General features: G+C 71.1%; 21 protein-coding genes. 17 read left to right on the top strand and 4 right to left on the bottom strand.

The annotated features are described in order from the left end of the window. Positions 1–155 precede the first annotated feature (155 nt). From AVW11_RS15970 to AVW11_RS15910, 13 genes are all read left to right on the top strand, one after another. Positions 156–1,112 (top strand): hypothetical protein, encoded by a 957-nt coding sequence (locus tag AVW11_RS15970; RefSeq protein ID WP_079250641.1) that lies wholly within the window; start codon positions 156–158, stop codon positions 1,110–1,112. 50 nt (positions 1,113–1,162) lie between these two features. Then, positions 1,163–1,864: a Flp pilus assembly protein CpaB gene (gene cpaB, locus AVW11_RS15965; RefSeq protein WP_030850531.1), complete on the top strand. Its 702-nt coding sequence runs from the start codon at positions 1,163–1,165 to the stop codon at positions 1,862–1,864. A gap of 7 nt (positions 1,865–1,871) precedes the next feature. Next, complete coding sequence (locus tag AVW11_RS15960) at positions 1,872–3,149, top strand: CpaE/TadZ family protein (RefSeq protein ID WP_076044316.1); 1,278 nt, start codon at positions 1,872–1,874, stop codon at positions 3,147–3,149. Between the two features lie 81 nt (positions 3,150–3,230). Then, on the top strand, positions 3,231–3,560 hold the full coding sequence (locus AVW11_RS15955; protein ID WP_240528189.1) for a TadE/TadG family type IV pilus assembly protein: 330 nt from the start codon (positions 3,231–3,233) through the stop codon (positions 3,558–3,560). Between the two features lies 1 nt (position 3,561). Then, complete coding sequence (locus tag AVW11_RS15950) at positions 3,562–3,930, top strand: TadE/TadG family type IV pilus assembly protein (protein ID WP_076044314.1); 369 nt, start codon at positions 3,562–3,564, stop codon at positions 3,928–3,930. Further along, positions 3,927–5,276 (top strand): TadA family conjugal transfer-associated ATPase, encoded by a 1,350-nt coding sequence (locus AVW11_RS15945; RefSeq protein ID WP_076044313.1) that lies wholly within the window; start codon positions 3,927–3,929, stop codon positions 5,274–5,276. The genes AVW11_RS15950 and AVW11_RS15945 overlap by 4 nt, the downstream gene beginning before the upstream one ends. Continuing rightward, on the top strand, positions 5,273–6,211 hold the full coding sequence (locus AVW11_RS15940; protein ID WP_030850525.1) for a type II secretion system F family protein: 939 nt from the start codon (positions 5,273–5,275) through the stop codon (positions 6,209–6,211). Before AVW11_RS15945 ends, AVW11_RS15940 begins: the two co-directional genes overlap by 4 nt. Positions 6,212–6,227: 16 nt before the next feature. Beyond that, positions 6,228–7,121, top strand: coding sequence for a DUF5936 domain-containing protein (locus AVW11_RS15935; protein WP_030850524.1), 894 nt, complete (start codon positions 6,228–6,230; stop codon positions 7,119–7,121). Between the two features lie 3 nt (positions 7,122–7,124). Further along, entirely contained in the window at positions 7,125–7,811 is a 687-nt protein-coding gene (locus tag AVW11_RS15930) for a response regulator (RefSeq protein WP_030850523.1), read from the top strand. A 110-nt stretch (positions 7,812–7,921) separates the two neighbouring features. Further along, the gene (locus AVW11_RS15925) at positions 7,922–8,170 is read left to right on the top strand and encodes a hypothetical protein (RefSeq protein WP_030850521.1); all 249 of its coding nucleotides are present in this window, start codon (positions 7,922–7,924) and stop codon (positions 8,168–8,170) included. After that, entirely contained in the window at positions 8,167–8,793 is a 627-nt protein-coding gene (locus tag AVW11_RS15920) for a pilus assembly protein TadG-related protein (protein WP_076044312.1), read from the top strand. The genes AVW11_RS15925 and AVW11_RS15920 overlap by 4 nt, the downstream gene beginning before the upstream one ends. A 27-nt stretch (positions 8,794–8,820) precedes the next feature. Next, complete coding sequence (locus AVW11_RS15915; protein WP_030850519.1) at positions 8,821–9,399, top strand: hypothetical protein; 579 nt, start codon at positions 8,821–8,823, stop codon at positions 9,397–9,399. Positions 9,400–9,403: 4 nt separating this feature from the next. Next, positions 9,404–10,039, top strand: coding sequence for an OmpA family protein (locus AVW11_RS15910; protein WP_030850517.1), 636 nt, complete (start codon positions 9,404–9,406; stop codon positions 10,037–10,039). Here AVW11_RS15910 and AVW11_RS15905 read toward each other — a convergent pair. Both AVW11_RS15905 and AVW11_RS15900 read right to left on the bottom strand, forming a co-directional pair. After that, on the bottom strand, positions 10,036–10,230 hold the full coding sequence (locus AVW11_RS15905) for a hypothetical protein (RefSeq protein WP_060180468.1): 195 nt from the start codon (positions 10,228–10,230) through the stop codon (positions 10,036–10,038). The genes AVW11_RS15910 and AVW11_RS15905 overlap by 4 nt on opposite strands. 10 nt (positions 10,231–10,240) lie before the next feature. Beyond that, positions 10,241–11,092, bottom strand: coding sequence for a helix-turn-helix domain-containing protein (locus AVW11_RS15900; RefSeq protein ID WP_060180469.1), 852 nt, complete (start codon positions 11,090–11,092; stop codon positions 10,241–10,243). 261 nt (positions 11,093–11,353) lie between these two features. Here AVW11_RS15900 and AVW11_RS15895 point away from each other — a divergent pair, with 261 nt between their 5' ends. Beyond that, positions 11,354–11,875 carry an ATP-binding protein gene (locus tag AVW11_RS15895; protein WP_076044311.1) on the top strand — a complete coding sequence of 174 codons (522 nt, stop codon included), beginning with the start codon at positions 11,354–11,356 and terminating at the stop codon, positions 11,873–11,875. A 391-nt stretch (positions 11,876–12,266) separates the two neighbouring features. Here the strand turns inward: AVW11_RS15895 and AVW11_RS15890 are convergent, their stop codons facing one another. Together AVW11_RS15890 and AVW11_RS15885 are read right to left on the bottom strand one after the other, a co-directional pair. After that, a complete protein-coding gene (locus AVW11_RS15890; RefSeq protein WP_076044310.1) occupies positions 12,267–12,740 on the bottom strand; it encodes a carboxymuconolactone decarboxylase family protein in 474 nt (157 codons plus the stop codon). Positions 12,741–12,857: 117 nt separating this feature from the next. Beyond that, entirely contained in the window at positions 12,858–13,385 is a 528-nt protein-coding gene (locus tag AVW11_RS15885; protein WP_076044309.1) for a TetR/AcrR family transcriptional regulator, read from the bottom strand. Positions 13,386–13,495: 110 nt separating this feature from the next. Here AVW11_RS15885 and AVW11_RS15880 point away from each other — a divergent pair, with 110 nt between their 5' ends. From AVW11_RS15880 to AVW11_RS15870, 3 genes are all read left to right on the top strand, one after another. Further along, on the top strand, positions 13,496–13,906 hold the full coding sequence (locus AVW11_RS15880; protein ID WP_060180473.1) for a nuclear transport factor 2 family protein: 411 nt from the start codon (positions 13,496–13,498) through the stop codon (positions 13,904–13,906). A 114-nt stretch (positions 13,907–14,020) separates the two neighbouring features. Beyond that, the gene (locus tag AVW11_RS15875) at positions 14,021–14,848 is read left to right on the top strand and encodes an alpha/beta fold hydrolase (protein WP_060180474.1); all 828 of its coding nucleotides are present in this window, start codon (positions 14,021–14,023) and stop codon (positions 14,846–14,848) included. Between the two features lie 188 nt (positions 14,849–15,036). Continuing rightward, on the top strand, positions 15,037–15,810 hold the full coding sequence (locus AVW11_RS15870; protein WP_143568848.1) for a hypothetical protein: 774 nt from the start codon (positions 15,037–15,039) through the stop codon (positions 15,808–15,810). Positions 15,811–15,855 lie beyond the last annotated feature (45 nt).

Raw genomic sequence — 15,855 nt, 5'->3', positions numbered from 1 at the left:
GTGACGCGGTTATGGTGCTGGGGCAAGGGGGGATGGGCGACGGCCGTCCGCGCTCGCGCAGTGGTGCGCGCACGCGACGCGGCTGTGACGCGTCCCCGTCGAGCGCGCGAGAGTCCGGGCGTACGGGGAGAACGTGGGGGAACGGGGGAATTCGCGTGCCGACCGCCATCGCAGTCACCAGCGCCGATCTGGTGCTTCCGGCCCCTGACCGGCACACACCGGGGGCCGCCCTGCTGCACCCGCCCGAACAGCACGACCTGGAGGCCGCGCTCGCCGGGACCGGCGCCCTGCTGGAGCGGCACGGCCACCTCGTGGCCCTCGTACCGCCCTGGCTCCCGCGCCCCACCGTCCAGCGGCTGCACACCGTCCGGGCCATCCTGGAAACCGACCGGATCGCGCTGCTCGACATCGATCTGCCGCCGCTGGGCACGGCCCTGCTGGCCCGTCAGCTGCGCCAGCTCAGCGTCTGCGACTTCAGCCCCGGAATCATCGCCTCCGCGGCCCGGCTGCTGTCCCACTACATCTACGCGGGCGCCCTGCTCGGCTCGGTGGCCAAACTCGACCGGGTCCGCGTGCCCGTCGGGCTCGGGGCGCACGCCCGGTCCTGGTCGCCGGGCGCGCAGTTCGCCGTACTCGCCCACCCGACACCGCACCTGGCCAAGCTGGGCGCATCCGGCGGCGGACGCGGGGCGCGGGGCGGACGCGGGGCGGCGTCGCACGGCGGGGCGCGCGACGGCTCCCGGACCGCCGTGGCGCCGGACCTGCCCGCAGGGCCCGACTTCGCCACCCACCTCACCTTCGCGCGCGGCCAGCTCGCCTCCGACTGGGTCGCCGCCGAACTCGCTCCCGCCTGGCAGGTGCAGGGCGTCATGGAGAACCCGCTGCCGGCCGCCTCACCCGCCTGGTGGGGCACCCCCAAGCTCGTCGAGTTCGCCGCCGGCATCCCCGACCTGTCCGTGCTCTACCAACTCGTCGCCTCGGTCCGCCGTGAGCAGTGCCGCTGGTGCGGCCTCGAACTCATCGGCGACCGATGCGGCTTCTGCGCCGCCCCGCTGACCGCCCCACCGCCGTCCGCGGCGACGCCGGCGGGCACCGGCCGCTCCGGACCCTGACCGACGACCGAACCTACGGATGAAGAAAGAACGGCGAGGTAGTACGGCCTATGAACTCACGCCAGCGCCGCGGCGTCATTCTGCTGCTCCTGTCGGTCCTGTGCGCCCTGGGGGCCTTCGCCGGAGTCCTCGTGGTGATCGGCGACGTCAACTCCAAGGTCGGGTCCGAGGTCGTCGCCTACCGCGCCAAGGCGGACATAGCGCCGTACAGCCCACTGGGAGCCGGACAGTTCGAGGAGGTCAGGATCCCCGAGCGGTGGCTGTCCGCCACGGCCGTCACCGACCTCGGCGCCCTCAAGGACAAGATCGCGCTCACCACCCTGAAGAAGGGCTCCCTGCTCCAGACGGACATGTTCGTCGACCGGCCGCAGCTCCAGCCCGGTGAGCAGGAGATCGCCATCATGATCGACGCGGCGACGGGAGTGGCCGGCAAGATCACCTCGGGCGCCAAGGTCAACATCATCGCCACCTTCAAGGGCGCCAAGGACACCGAGCCCTCCCGCTCGGTGATCATCGTCGCCAACGCCCGGGTCCTGAACGTCGGCAAGCTCACCGCCCTGGAGAAGGACAGCGACCGCAAGGGCCCCTCCGAGGCCGTCCCGATCACCTTCGCCCTCAGCACCAAGGACACCCAGCGCGTCGCGTACGCCGAGTCCTTCGCGGAGCACGTGCGCCTCGCCCTGGTCGCCCCCGGCACCGACTCCGCGCCCGCCGCCGGCGACCGTACGTACACCCTCGACGGGGACAGGTGAGGCCCGGATGACCACGCGCATCCTCCCCGCGGTCGGCGACCCGGACGCCGCCCGCATCTTCTCCACCCTGCTCAGCCAGCTCCCGTCGGCCGAGCCCGCCCCGCCCGTCCCCGACTCGACCACACTGCTGGACACCCTCGCCCGGCTCGCCGTCGACTCCCTCGACGAACTCCCCGAGGTGGTCCTCGTCCACGAGCGGATCGGCCCGGTGCCCGCACTGGAACTCATCCGGGAAGTCGCCCTCCGCTTCCCGGCCGTGGGGGTCGTCCTGGTCTCCTCGGACGCCGGACCGGCGCTCTTCTCCGCCGCCATGGACTCCGGCGCACGCGGCCTCGTCGGCCTGCCGCTGTCCTACGACGAACTGGCCGCCCGCGTCCAGGCCGCCGCCCAGTGGTCCGTCGGCGTCCGCCGCCACCTGGGCAGGGGCGCCGCCGACTCCGGCGCCCCCACCGGGCCGGGCGGGCGGGTCGTCACGGTCACCGGGGCCAAGGGCGGCGTGGGCACCACCTTCACCGCCGTCCAGTTCGCCCTGGCCGCGGCCGCCTCCGGCCGGCGCACCGCACTGGTCGACCTCGACCTCCAGGCCGGCGACGTGGGCTCGTACCTCGACGTGCAGTTCAGGCGGTCCATCGCCGACCTCGCCGGCATCCAGGACATCTCACCGCGGGTCCTCCAGGACGCCGTCTACGAGGACCGCACCGGGCTCGCGCTGCTGCTGGCCCCGGCCGACGGCGAACGCGGCGAGGAGGTCGACGACCGGGCCGCCCGCCACATCGTGGGCGCGCTCCGCAGCCGCTACGAGCTCGTCGTCGTCGACTGCGGAACCCAGGTGACCGGAGCCAACGCCGCCGCGGTGGAGACGGCGGACGTCGCGGTCCTGGTCACCACACCCGACGTGATCGCGGTACGCGCCGCCAAGCGCATGGTCCGCCTGTGGGAGCGGCTCCAGGTCCGCAAGGCCGAGGACACCGCGATGGTCGTCAACCGCTGGAGCAAGCACACCGAGATCCAGCCCGCCCTGATCGAGAAGATCACCAAGACCCGCGCCACCCGCACCCCCGTCCCGGCCGCCTTCAAGGAACTTCAGGCCGTGGTGGACGCGGGCCGCCTCCAGGACCTCGACAACCGCTCCACGGTCAAACAGGCCCTGTGGACCCTGGCCGGCGAACTCGGCCTCCTCGCCGCCCCGGACACCCCGGCGGCCACCCCCGCCCCACCGGGCGGAGCCCTGACCCTGCGCGCCGCGGGCACCGTCTCCCGCCTGCGCCGCGGCCGGGAGGGCTGACGGATGCGCAGGCCCGCCCGGAGAGGCGCCGGCGGGACCCGGGGTGCCGACCGGACCCGGGACGGGGGCGACCGGGGCCAGGTGGCGATCGAGTTCGTCGGCACGGTCCCGCTGATCCTGCTCCTGGTGGCGGCGGTGTGGGAGTGCGTCCTGATCGGCTACGCCTTCTCCCTGGCGGGCAACGCGGCGGACGAGGCGGCCCGGGCGGGGGCGGTGCACGGGGGCGCGGCCTGCGATGCGGCGGCGCGGGAGCACATCGGGGAGGCGTGGGACCTCCAGGTGGACTGCGGCCGGTCCGGCGACATCTACCGGGCAAAGGTGCGCCTCTCCATTCCCGTCCTCCACCCGGCACTCAACTTCGGCGAGATCGACGGCACCGGCGGCGCGGCGCTGGAGAAGGAGGCCGAGTGACATGAGGCGGCGCATCCGCTCGGACCGGGGCCAAGTGGCCCTGGAATACATCGGATTCATACCCATCCTGCTGTTCGTCGCCCTGTGCGCGATCCAGCTCGGCTGGGTCGCGTACGTCCACGAGCAGGCGGACACGGCCGCCCGCACGGCGGCGCGCGTGGAGGCCCAGCACCCCGGCCGGGGCAGGGCTGCGGGGATGGCGGCCATCCGCGAGGGGCTCGGTGCCGACATCGACGTAGCGAGCACGGGCGACGCCGTCACCGCCGTCGCCACCATCCCCATCAACTCGATCATCCCCGGGCTGGACCCGGAGGACGCCGTAGCCACAGCCGTCATGCCCAACGACGACCCCGAGGTGACCGGACCATGAGCCTGCGTTCCCGGGTCAGCACCCCCGACGACCGCCACAGCCCGCGCGAGGACGGCCGTCTGGTCTCCTCCTACCGCGCCAAGCTGCTGGAGGAGATCGACCTCGCCGAGATGTCGGCACTCGCACCCGCCGAGCGCCGGGCGCGCCTGGAACGCGTACTCGGGCACATCATCAGCCGCGAGGGACCCGTCCTGTCCACCGCCGAGCGCGCGCAGCTCATCCGCCGCGTCGTCGACGAGGCCCTCGGCCTCGGCGTGCTCGAACCGCTCCTCGAAGACGCCTCCATCTCCGAGATCATGGTCAACGGGCCCGACCAGATCTTCGTCGAGCGGGCCGGCCGGGTCGAGCAGCTCCCCCTCCGGTTCGCCTCGCACGAGCAGCTCATGCAGACCATCGAACGCATTGTCTCGACCGTCAACCGCCGCGTCGACGAGGCCAATCCGATGGTCGACGCGCGCCTGCCCAGCGGCGAGCGCGTCAACGTCATCATCCCGCCGCTCTCCCTGACCGGCGCCACCCTCACCATCCGCCGCTTCCCCCGCGCCTTCACCCTGCACGAGATGATCGCCCTCGGCTCCCTCGACGAACAGATGCTCCTGCTGCTGTCAGGTCTGATCCAGTCGAAGATGAACGTGATCGTCTCCGGGGCCACCGGCACCGGGAAGACCACCCTCCTCAACGCCCTCTCCGGGCTGATCCCGGAGGGCGAGCGCATCATCACCATCGAGGACTCCGCCGAACTCCAGCTCCAGCAGGCCCACGTCATCCGCCTGGAATCCCGCCCCGCGAACGTGGAGGGCAAGGGCCAGATCACCATCCGCGACCTCGTCCGCAACTCCCTGCGCATGCGCCCCGACCGCATCATCGTCGGCGAGGTCCGCGGCGGCGAGACCCTCGACATGCTGCAGGCCATGTCCACCGGCCACGACGGCTCGCTGGCCACCGTCCACGCCAACAGCTCCTCCGACGCCCTCACCCGCCTGCAGACCCTGGCCTCCATGTCGGAGGTCGAGATCCCCTTCGAGGCGCTCCAGGACCAGATCAACAGCGCCGTCAACGTCATCGTCCAGCTGACGCGCTTCGGCGACGGCTCGCGCCGCATCACGGAGATCTCCATCCTCGAATCACACGGCCGCGAACCTTTCCGGATCACCACGGTGTGCCGGTTCGCCGCCCAGCCCGTGGGGCCCGACGGCCGTGTCCACGGCTACTTCCAGTACTACCCGCTGCCCCGCCGCATCGCCGAACGCCTCTACATGAACAACCAGCCCATCCCGCAGGCCTTCGGCGTCGCACTGCCCGACGACCCCCTCACCACCCCGCACATCACACGGACCGCCCTGTGAACCCACTGATCCTCCTCACCCTCGGCATCACGCTGCTGGCCTGCGTCCTCGCGGTCGTCGGCCTCCAGGCGTACGCGGCCGGGCGCGCCCAGCACGCCGCCCTCGTCGAACGCCTCTCGGCGAGCGGCCTGCCCGAACCGCTCGGCCGGGCCCGCCGCTTCCGGAAGATCGACCGGCGACTGCGCAAGACAAGGTTCGGCCGCCGGATCGAACAGAAGCTGGCGACCACCGGACTGGACCTCACGCCCGGCGAGTTCTTCGTCTACATGCTCGGTTCCATCGCGGGCGTCTGGCTCATCGCGTCGTCCCTCCTCGCGCCGTTCTTCGGGCCGGTGGCCGGTCTGATCGGCCTCTGGGCGGCGAACGCGTTCCTGGGCTGGCAGCGGGCACGGCGTACGGAGCGCTTCATCAACCAGCTCCCCGACCTGGCACGCATCCTCGCCAACGCCACCCAGGCCGGGCTGGCCCTGCGTACCGCCATCGGCATCGCGGCGGAGGAGCTGGAGGCGCCGGCGGGCGAGGAACTCGCCCGGGTCGCCGACCGCCTCGCCGTGGGCCACTCCATCGAGGAGTCCCTCGGGGAGCTCACCGAACGCCTGCCCTCGCGCGAACTCGTCGTCCTCGTCTCCACCCTCGTCCTGTCGGCCCGGGCCGGCGGCGCGATCGTGGACAGCCTGCGCAACCTGACGGTGACGCTGGAACAGCGCAAGGAAACCCGCCGCGAGATCCGCACCCAGCTGTCCCAGGTCACCGTGACGGCCTACCTGGTCCCCGCCATCGGGCTCGGCTCGCTGCTCCTCGTCGACATGATGATGCCGGGCGCCCTGGACCGGATGACAGGCGCGTTCTTCGGGCAGACGGCCGTCCTCGTCGCCCTCGGCCTCTTCGCGCTGGGCTTCGTCCTCATCCGCCGCCTGTCGAAGATCGACGTGTGAGGGGGCGGACGGAACGATGACGGCACTTCTCCTCGCTCTCGCCGTGGCCCTCTCGGTGTTCGGCGCCTTCCACGGCATCCGCCTCTACCGGGCGGACGTGAAACTCCCCACCGACCTCGCCCTGGCCCTGGAGGTCGGTGCCACCCGCACGACGGCGGTCGGCTCGCTGGTCGACCGCATCGGCATCCGCTGGGCACCGCTGGTCCTGCGCGCGATGGGCACGGCCCGGGTGGCCCGCAAACGCCGGCAGATCGACATGGCGGGCAACCCGGCCGGCCTGACGATCGACCGGTACGCGGCCCGGCGCGCCGTGTACGGGATCCTCGGCGCGGCCGGAGCCTTCTCCATGCTGGTCAACGGCCAGCTGGTCGCAGCCCTGCTGATGGTGGCCTTCGGCCTGTTCTGGATCGAGGTCGGCCTGTGGTCGGCCATCCGGGTGCGGCGCGACCACATCGAGCGGACGCTGCCGGACTTCCTCGACGTTTTGGCCGTGGTGGTGAGCGCGGGGCTGGGCTTCCGGCAGGCGCTGGACCGGGTGGCGGGCAAGTACGAGGGGCCGTGGGCGGACGAGATCCGCATCACGCTCCAGCAGATGGACATGGGCGTCAGCCGGCGGCAGGCCTTCGACGAGCTGCGGCGGCGCAACGACAGCGAACAGGTCGCGCAGTTCGTGACGGCTCTCCAGCAGGGCGAGGAGCTGGGCTCCCCGATCGTCGACACGCTGATCGCGATCGCCGAGGACATGCGCCGCACCGACGCCCAGAACGCCCGCCGGCGCGCCGCGCGGGCCGTCCCGAAGGCCACGTTCGCGGTGACCATGTTCATGCTGCCCGGCACGCTCATCCTCCTCGTGTGCGGCTTCGTCTACGGCGCGAACGTCGACTTCGGCGCGCTGTTCGGAGGTGGCTGAACCATGGCGCGGCTGAGCGTGCTCATCGCCGACGGGAACCCGGTCATCCGGGCGGGACTCGCGGCCATCCTGGGCGCGGCCGGGGACATCGAGGTGACCGCCCAGGCCGCGGACGGCCGCGAGGCCCTGAGCCTGACCCGGCGGCACGCTCCGGACGTGGTCCTGCTGGACGTGCGGATGCCGGGGGTGGACGGGATCTCGGCGCTGCCGCACCTCGTGCAGCTGGCGCCCGTACTGATGCTGACGTACAGCAGGGAAGCCGAAATCGTCCGCGAGGCCCTGCTGCTGGGCGCGGGCGGCTACCTCGTGCACGGCGAGTTCACGGCGGACGACCTGCTCAGGGCCGTACGCGACGCGCCCCTGGGCCGCCCCCACTTCACCCCGTCGGCGGCGAGCGCCCTGCTGACGGAACTCCGGGCCTCTTCGCATCCGCAACGCGATGTGGCACAGTCGTCCGAGCGGATGCACAACTCTGTTGTCTTCGGGCTCAGTTCCCGGGAGGTGGAGATCATGGATCTGATCGCGTCCGGGATGAGCAACCAGCAGATCGCCGCCACCTGCTTCATCAGCGAGAAGACGGTCAAGAACCACATCAACCGCATCTTCGCGAAGCTCCGCAGCGCCACGCGCAGCGAGGCGATAGCCCGCTGGCTGGGAACCGCCCGTCCAGGAGTGACCGGTCATGGGTAGACAGAGTGCGCAGTGGGTCCGTAATTGGGTCCCGGGACCCTTGGTAACGACTGGTGACTCGCCGTACCGTCCGCAGATCGACACCGGTACCGGCCCGGGAGGGAACCCCCATGTCACAGAACACGCTGCTGAAGGCCGCCGTGGAGGCGCGGATCAGGGTGCACGGCTGGGCGGACACGGCCGTGACAAGGCTCCGCAAGCGCCACGCCCAACAGGACCGCGGCCAGACGGCCTTCGAGTACCTGGGCATCATCCTGGTGGTCGTGGTGATCATCGGGGCGATCATCGGCACTGGCATCGGGCAGGCCATCACGACCAAGATTACGGCCGCCGTGGCAAGCATCACTGCAGGCAAGTGACCTGGCGCAGATGCGTTGACCGGGACGGCGGTCAGGCCTTCCCCATCTATGTGGTCGTGGTAGCGGCACTGCTCTTCGCCGCCCTGGCATTTTTCACCGTCGGCAAGGCGGCGATCGTCCGTAGCAATGCGCAGGGAGCTGCGGACGCCGCCGCACTTGCCGCGGCCCGCGAGGCCAGGGACACTCTGGCGCCCGGCGTGGACCTCGCCACCCTCTCGCCGGAGGCCTGGGCGCAGGTTCTCAAGGGCAACCGCTTCGACGATGCCGGTGCTTGCGGCGCGGCGCGGGACTTCGCTGCAAGGAACGACGCAACGGCAACGTGCAGTCGGGCAGGTCCCAGGTTCACCGTCAGGTCGGTGACGAATGGAACCGTGGGCGATTCGGTTGTCCCCGGGGTGAGCGGACGTCATGGCGAAGCCGAAGCCACCGCGGAAATCATTCCTCGATGCCACCTCAAGGCCGGGGGGCCCGGTAGCGGCGGCGGTACCGTCCCGGACCCCACGCCGCCCGCTCTGATCGAATTCGAGTGCGCAAGAGGGGGCGTTGTCGCCTATAACCCCACGCAATCGCGCCCGTGGCGTTCGCTGGCAGGGGATCTGTTCGATGTCCGCCTGACCGACTGATGACCGAGAGACAAGGAAGCCCAGTACATGATTGTTCGGCACGCGGGTCGTGGGAATCTGGCTGTGGGGATGATGGCGATCCTCACCCTCGCCCTCACCGGGTGCGGGGGCGAAGGGAAGTCGGACAAGCCCACCACATCGACCTCGACAAAGCCGCAGGCCGGTAATGATGCGTCTCCGTCTGGAGCCGGCAAGAGCGAGACTTCCCCGCCGCAGGTCCTCGCAACGGTGAACGGTGAATCGGGAATGGTGTTGACAATCAACAAAGCTGCCCGGGATGCGGGGGGGTTTCTGACGATCGAAGGGCAGCTGAAGAACAACGGCACGGCTCCGTATGTGAACACCGCGCCCTGGCGGGGAAACGAACTCAACGCCAGTGGCGTGTCGGTGGCAGGAGTGACCCTGGTGGACAAGGTCGGCAAAAAGAGGTACTACGTGCTCCGCGATACCGATGGCCGGTGTCTGTGCACAACCGGCTTGAACATCATAGAAGCCAACCAGACGATGCCGTTCTTCGCCCAGTTCCCGGCACCGCCGAGCAGTACCGCAGAGGTGGACCTCAGCCTCCCTACCTTCGCCACGGCGACCGTCAAACTCTCTGGGTGATCCCATGACCAAACGCCACCGCATCTCCGCTGCTACAGGCGTAATTGGGCTCGTTCTGGCTGGCATCCAAACAGTCGGGGCCGGCTCCGCCCACGCCGATGACGTGAAGCCGTCCGTGCCGCCCGGCACGGAGCCATCCGCCTCCGCGCCCGTGGCGATCGACTCCAACGCTCCCGGGCTCAAGATCCCGCAGGGCGGGACCCTGGCCCCGGTCAAGGTGCTGGACATCGCCGAGGTCGTCGAAGACCTCGGCGGTGAGCAGCGGCGGCAGGAGACGAACGAGACCGTCATGATGGCGCTGCAGTCCGAGGTGCTGTTCCCCGAGGACAGCGCCGTGTTCAACGCGCAGGCCGCCGCCCGGATCCAGGCCATCGGGAACGAGATCAACCAGTCCAAGGCGACCCGCATCCGGGTCTTCGGTTTCACCGACGACCAGGGCAGCTACGAGCACGGCAAGGTGCTGTCCAAGCAGCGGGCCGATGCCGTGCACTCCGAGCTGGCCAAGACCGTGACGAACCCGAGCGTCGTCTTCGACGTCCGCGGCTACAGCGAGGACTACCCGATCGCCGACAACAGCACCGAGGAGGGCCGCAAGAAGAACCGCCGCGTCGAGATCACCTTCCCGCGGGGCGCGAGTTAGCCGAGCAGGTGGTCGGCCCGACCCGCCTTGATGTCCAGGATCAGGGCCTGGAGGGCCGCTCTGCTGTCGGTCAGCGGCCGGTCCTCCTGGCCGGCTACCGCTATGTAGCTGTTGCCGTCCCCGTCCACCCCTATCCGGTAGCAGCTCGCGCCTTCGCCGCAGAAGGCGTCTTCCCAGTGGATGTCCGTCATCGGTGTCCTCTCAGAGTTGGCGGGCCAAGGCATGGATGAAGTCCCGCGACGAGGCTGGTGACAGGCTGAGCCGCTCCATCCAGTCCAGCTGAGCCCGGTACTTGGATAGTTGAGCCTCGGTGTGCAGGAAGTCCGGGCCGTGGGTGCTGTCTACCTGCACGGTGTCGAGCCGGGGGGTCGGCCCCTCGAGGTAGTTGACCGTCTGGCCCGCGCCGGGGAACCCGCCTGCCTCGAAGGTCAGCACGCGGAGGTCGATGTTGCTCCGTTCCGCCATGTGCCCCAGGTACTCCAGCTGCGCCCGCGCCACCTTGCGCCCACCGAACTGCATGCGCAGCGCCGCTTCGTGTACGACCGCGACGTAGTCGGGCGCCGAATCGCCCTCCAGCACCCGTTGGCGCTCCAACCGGTGTGCGAGACGCAGAGCCACCTGTTCTTCCGGGAGTGTGGGTACGACGAACCGGAAGAGGGCCAAGGCGTGCTCGCTGGTCTGCAACAGGCCCGGGATGTGTACCGAGTGCGCACACCTCATGCGCGTTGCGTGCGCCTCCAGCTCGGCGATGTCGAGCACTGAGGCGGACAGGGAGCCCCTGTAGCGTTCCCACCACCCGCGCTTGCGGGTTCGGGTCATCGCGGCGAGGGCGTTGATGTACACCTCATCCGCGCTGCCGCAGTGGTGGGCCAGTGAGCGGAGGCGCTCCTCGCTGATGGCGCGGAAGCCCTGTTCGATCGCGGAAACCTTGGATCGGTCGAGGCCGAGCAACCCGGCGACGGATTCGGCGGATACGCCCGCCGCCAATCTCATCTTGCGCAGCTCGGCGCCCAGTCGCTTCTGCCGTTCAGTCGGCGAGGTACGTGGCGGCATGGGAGCAGTCTGCCGTGTCGCTGCCCATCGGACCACGGGCTGACCGCCCAGGTAGTTGGGTGGTCAATTGCCCACCTTCGGCGCTACATTGGGTGACGCACCGCTTACGCAAGGCGAGTTGAAGTGCATCGCCCGGCCCTGCCCGGGGGACGAGCCACACCCGCCGGCCATGCCGCCTGTGAACGGTCCTCGTAGGCCCTTGTGCGCGTCGAGCTTCCGAAGCCGAACCGTCTTTGCCCTTCGACGACTTGGGAGCCGAAGTTGCTTACCCCGTACCCCTACCCCCACCCGTACACCGCCGCATCCGCCTGCCCGGTCGCCCCGTACCCCGGGACCGCCGGTCAGGCAGTCCTCGCGGAAGGGCTGTCGTGCAGCATGACCCTGCCCGCCTCGCCCCGCTCGGCCGGGATCGCCCGACAGGCCGTACGGGCAGCCCTGCATGCCTACGCACTCGACCCCCTCGAACCGACAGCCGTGCAGGCCGCCTCGGAACTCCTCGGCTCAGCCTGGCGGATGGACCCGTACGGCGAGCTGTACCTGTCCGTCCGCTTCCGCGACGACGAGCTGCGCGTCATCGTCTACGACGCGCACCCCGCCCACACCCACCCCCGGCTCGCCGCGCTCTGCGAGGCCCGCCGCCGCTCCACCCTCCGGGTGTTCTCGGCGCTGGTGCGCGACCACGGCGGCAACTGGGGCCTCGGGCCGTCCCGGGAGCCCGGCGGTGGGACCCGTACCTGGGCGACGCTGCCCCACCGGCCGCTCGCTGGACGGGTGAAGGCCTGAGGCCGGGGCGCCGGGGCGCCGGGGCGTTGTGAAGCCGGCGAAGGCAGCCCGTGCCGCACGAGAGTCGGGACCGGTGGTGATCCGCCCTGGTTCGACAGGAGCGCATGGGGCGACCCCGGCCCACTTGTGGGCGGGCCGTGGTTCGTTCGTCCCGCTGGAGGGAGTCGACATCCGCCCCTGGGCCGGCCGCGGCCCGTCCCCGGAAGGCGTCGCCGCTCACGTGCCGCGCGCGTCCCGCACCGGCCGGGTGCCGGGGCGGGACACCTGTGCAGCCGCTCTGCGCACCCCCACCCGGGCCGGTGCGGTGCCGGCCGGTCGGTGGAGGCGACGCGGCGGGCGCGACCCGGTCCCCTCCACGCCGGTCCCCGGTGCGCGCAGCCGGTGGCAGGGGTCAGCCGAACTGGCCCGGCTGGTAGTCGCCGGCCGGCTGCTGGATGATCACGTTCATCCGGTTGTAGGCGTTGATCAGCGCGATGAGGGACACCAGCGTCGCCAGCTGGTCCTCGTCGTGGTGCTTGGCGGCGTTCGCCCACGCCTCGTCCGTGACCCCGCCGGCCGCGTCGGCGATGCGCGTGCCCTGTTCGGTCAGCTCCAGCGCCGCCCGCTCGGCGTCGGTGAACACCGTCGCCTCGCGCCAGGCCGCGACCAGGTGGAGGCGCTGCGCGCTCTCCCCGGCGTGTGCGGCGTCCTTGGTGTGCATGTCGGTGCAGAAGCCGCAGCCGTTGATCTGGCTCGCCCGGATCTTCACCAGCTCCTGGGTGGCCGCCGGAAGGGTCGAGTCCGAGACGACCTTCCCCGCGGAGTTGATGTACCTCGCGAACTTGGCGGCGACGGCGTTTGCGTAGAAGTTCAGTCGTGCGTCCATGGCGGTCTCCTGGTCTCCCGGTCTCCGGGCTGCTTGCCGTATCGGTGGTTGCACAGCACTGACGGATCCCGTCGCACGCATGTGACCGCCGAACGCGACAGCCCGGAGTGACCTGCGTCACTGCCGCAGGAGGAGCTCCGCGACCTCGCGCGCCCTGCGGGCCGGTTCCGGGCCGGGACTCAGGGCGGCCACCGTCGTCGCGCCCTCGACCAGGATCAGCAGCTGGTCGGCGAGCGCGGGCGGGGCCCCGGCCGGGACCAGTTCGGCCAGGAGGGCGTGGAGTTCGGCCTTGTGGACGCGGACGACCTCCGGTGCGGCCACGCCGAGCTCCCCGTACGCGTTGAGGAAGGCGCAGCCGCGGAAGCCGGGCTCGCAGAACCATCGCGCAAGCCAGTCGAAGACGGCGGGGACCGGCTCCGCCGCGCCCGCCACGGATGCGCGAAGGCTCGCCGTCCAGCGCCGGTCGCGGCGTTCCAGGTATGCCGAGACCAGGGATTCCTTCGCCGGATAGAGCCGGTAGAGGCGCTTGAGGGGCACCCCGGACGCGGTGCGGATGCGGTCCATGCCCACCGCCTGGATGCCGTGGCGGTAGAACAGCTCCTCCGCCGCGTCGAGCAGGCGGTTCCGTGCCTCTTCGTCGTCCATGAGGGCAGCGTAGCCCGATACCGCTTGCGGCGAGAACGCCCGTTCTCCTAGGGTGGGGAGGCGTTGGAGAACGACCGTTCTCCTCTTCCTCGACCTCGGAAGGCTGCACCGTGACCCGTCCGCCCCTGCCGCCCTTTACCGACGCATCCGCCCGCGCCAAGGTCCAGGCCGCCGAGGACGCCTGGAACAGCCGCGACCCCGAGCGCGTCGCCCTCGCCTACACCGAGGACTCCGTCTGGCGCAACCGCGACCGCTTCCTGACCGGCCGTGACGAGATCCGCGCGTTCCTCGCCGACAAGTGGGAGCGCGAGCTCGACTACCGGCTGCGCAAGGAGGTGTGGGCCCACACCGGCAACCGCATCTCCGTCCGCTTCGAGTACGAGTGGCACGACGCCTCCGGCCAGTGGTGGCGCAGCCACGGCAACGAGCAGTGGGAGTTCGACGACGACGGCCTGATGCGCCGCCGCGAGGCCAGCATCAACGACGTCCCGATCACCGCCGAGGACCGCCGGATCCCCTGACGGGCGGACACCCCTCGGATGTGAGGAGGCCGCTCCCGCAGCAGCCCGCGCCTGAGAAGATGATCAAGGCTCCGCAGGGGAGTCCGGCAGGGCAACGGGCAGGGGGAATCAGGCATGGCGCGGATTCGCGTGAACGGCGTCGAGCTCTTCTACGAGATCGAGGGCGACGGGGAACCGCTCGTCCTGGTCCATGGCTCCTGGACCGACCACCACAGCTGGAATGCCGTCCTGCCGCACCTCACCCGCGCCCACCGGGTGCTCGTCTACGACCGGCGCGGCCACAGCCTGAGCGAACGCCCGCCGGGCCAGGGCACCCGGACCCAGGACGAGGACGACCTGGCCGCGCTCATCGAGATGCTCGGCGCACCCGTCCACGTGGCCGCGAGTTCCTTCGGCGGCTCGGTCGCGCTCGGCCTCGCCGCCCGCCGCCCCGAACTCCTGCGCAGCCTCGCCGTCCACGAGCCGCCCCTGACCGCCGTCGTCGCCGGCGACCCGGAGCTCGACCGGCTGATGCGGAACGCGCAGGCGCCCATCGACGCCGTCATGGCGGACGTGCGCGCGGGCGACTCCGAGGGCGGCGCACGCCGGTTCGTGGAGGAGGTCGTGTTCGGGCCGGGCGCGTGGGACGGGATGCCGGACGCGACCCGCCGGACGTTCGTCACCAACGCCCCCACCGCCGCCGACGAACAGTCGGACCCGGACTGGGACACCGTGGACCTCGCCCGGCTGGCCGGCTACACCGGCCCGGCCATGCTGAGCAAGGGCACCGACAGCCCGGCGTGGTTCGGCGCGATCGTCGACCGGCTCGCACAGGTGCTGCCAGGGGCGCAGGCGCGGACCCTGCCCGGCGAGGGACACGTCCCCCACCTCACCGCCCCGCAGCGCTACGCCGACAACCTCCTGGCCTTCCTCGCCTCAACGGGCTCCGCCCCCTGCCCATGAGCATGCGGCGGGGCCGGCCGGAGGTGTGGTGCGGCGCTCTCTAGAACTCGACAGGTAACGAGCACGCCGCCTTTCAGCAGGTGGCCAAAACCCAAGGAGTGGTGGTGGTATCGCCGCCCGGACCCCGCACCGTGGGAGCAGACCTGAATCCGAGACGTTCTCAAGTGGCCGAACGGGCCGCATCCGGCATGCTGAACCGGCTCCGCGCGGTGGAGTGGGTCGGTGACTGGGACCGCGTGCTCGCGTGCGTCATGTCCCGGCGCATTCTCATGCGCGAGTATCTGAGGCGCGCCGCCCTGTGGGCGCAGGAGTATTCGGCCGAAAGCGCCTGGCCCTTCTTCGACGTCTCGGAATACGTGGACCCCGGGTTCCGTCTTTCACCCGAAACGGCAGCGGAACTCGACGCGTACCTGGGCCGCGTGCCGGGTTCGGAGCTCAGGCAGACCTGCGCGGGCGCCGTGCGCCTGGCCGAAATGCGCGAGCAGACCCCGGCCGCCATGCCCGACCTGCCGGACCTCTACGAACCGCTGGTCCTGTTCTACGAGCGGGGCGGCGAGTTCGTACGGGACGACGCAGGCGGCCTCGACCTGACCGGGGTGTCCTTCCGTCCGGGAACCCCGCAGGGGAACCTGAGCACTCCGCCCTTCCGGGCGCTCGGCGAGACGGTGCTCGACGCTCTGGACACCACGGGCCGTGTCTCGTACTACGCCGCCGACGGGGGCCGAGCTCCCCTCTTGCGACGCCGCGTCGTGCGGGGCGAGCGCCACGACGAGCTGTTCGGCCCGGACCTGCGCTGGGAGCCGACGGACCGCCTCCCGGAGACCGAAGAGGCAGTCAAGAGCGCAGGCCTGGTCCCACTGGACGAGATCGCCGCGGCCGAGCTCATCGGCGATGCGGCCGGCCGAGCGTCCCGACAGCCGGCCCCCAGGCCGTGCGGACGACGGGGGCGGCCCCGACCTTGACGGGTGTCCTCCCCGGGGCCGGCCGTCGGCGCCCTGCTCCGGGGC

The organism is Streptomyces amritsarensis, from assembly GCF_001953875.1.
Taxonomy (GTDB): Bacteria; Actinomycetota; Actinomycetes; order Streptomycetales; family Streptomycetaceae; genus Streptomyces; species Streptomyces amritsarensis.
The sequence above is the reverse complement of the archived record's forward strand: the minus strand, read 5'-3'. Positions and strand labels throughout refer to the sequence as shown.

What these genes read in the sequence shown, in the direction of transcription:
- cpaB (WP_030850531.1), top strand. Translation starts at nt 1,163, where the DNA reads ATGAACTCACGCCAGCGCCGCGGCGTCATTCTGCTGCTCCTGTCGGTC.
- AVW11_RS15960 (WP_076044316.1), top strand. Translation starts at nt 1,872, where the DNA reads ATGACCACGCGCATCCTCCCCGCGGTCGGCGACCCGGACGCCGCCCGC.
- AVW11_RS15950 (WP_076044314.1), top strand. Translation starts at nt 3,562, where the DNA reads ATGAGGCGGCGCATCCGCTCGGACCGGGGCCAAGTGGCCCTGGAATAC.
- AVW11_RS15945 (WP_076044313.1), top strand. Translation starts at nt 3,927, where the DNA reads ATGAGCCTGCGTTCCCGGGTCAGCACCCCCGACGACCGCCACAGCCCG.
- AVW11_RS15935 (WP_030850524.1), top strand. Translation starts at nt 6,228, where the DNA reads ATGACGGCACTTCTCCTCGCTCTCGCCGTGGCCCTCTCGGTGTTCGGC.
- AVW11_RS15930 (WP_030850523.1), top strand. Translation starts at nt 7,125, where the DNA reads ATGGCGCGGCTGAGCGTGCTCATCGCCGACGGGAACCCGGTCATCCGG.
- AVW11_RS15925 (WP_030850521.1), top strand. Translation starts at nt 7,922, where the DNA reads ATGTCACAGAACACGCTGCTGAAGGCCGCCGTGGAGGCGCGGATCAGG.
- AVW11_RS15915 (WP_030850519.1), top strand. Translation starts at nt 8,821, where the DNA reads ATGATTGTTCGGCACGCGGGTCGTGGGAATCTGGCTGTGGGGATGATG.
- AVW11_RS15910 (WP_030850517.1), top strand. Translation starts at nt 9,404, where the DNA reads ATGACCAAACGCCACCGCATCTCCGCTGCTACAGGCGTAATTGGGCTC.
- AVW11_RS15905 (WP_060180468.1), bottom strand. Translation starts at nt 10,230, where the DNA reads ATGACGGACATCCACTGGGAAGACGCCTTCTGCGGCGAAGGCGCGAGC.
- AVW11_RS15900 (WP_060180469.1), bottom strand. Translation starts at nt 11,092, where the DNA reads ATGCCGCCACGTACCTCGCCGACTGAACGGCAGAAGCGACTGGGCGCC.
- AVW11_RS15890 (WP_076044310.1), bottom strand. Translation starts at nt 12,740, where the DNA reads ATGGACGCACGACTGAACTTCTACGCAAACGCCGTCGCCGCCAAGTTC.
- AVW11_RS15885 (WP_076044309.1), bottom strand. Translation starts at nt 13,385, where the DNA reads ATGGACGACGAAGAGGCACGGAACCGCCTGCTCGACGCGGCGGAGGAG.
- AVW11_RS15875 (WP_060180474.1), top strand. Translation starts at nt 14,021, where the DNA reads ATGGCGCGGATTCGCGTGAACGGCGTCGAGCTCTTCTACGAGATCGAG.
- AVW11_RS15870 (WP_143568848.1), top strand. Translation starts at nt 15,037, where the DNA reads ATGCTGAACCGGCTCCGCGCGGTGGAGTGGGTCGGTGACTGGGACCGC.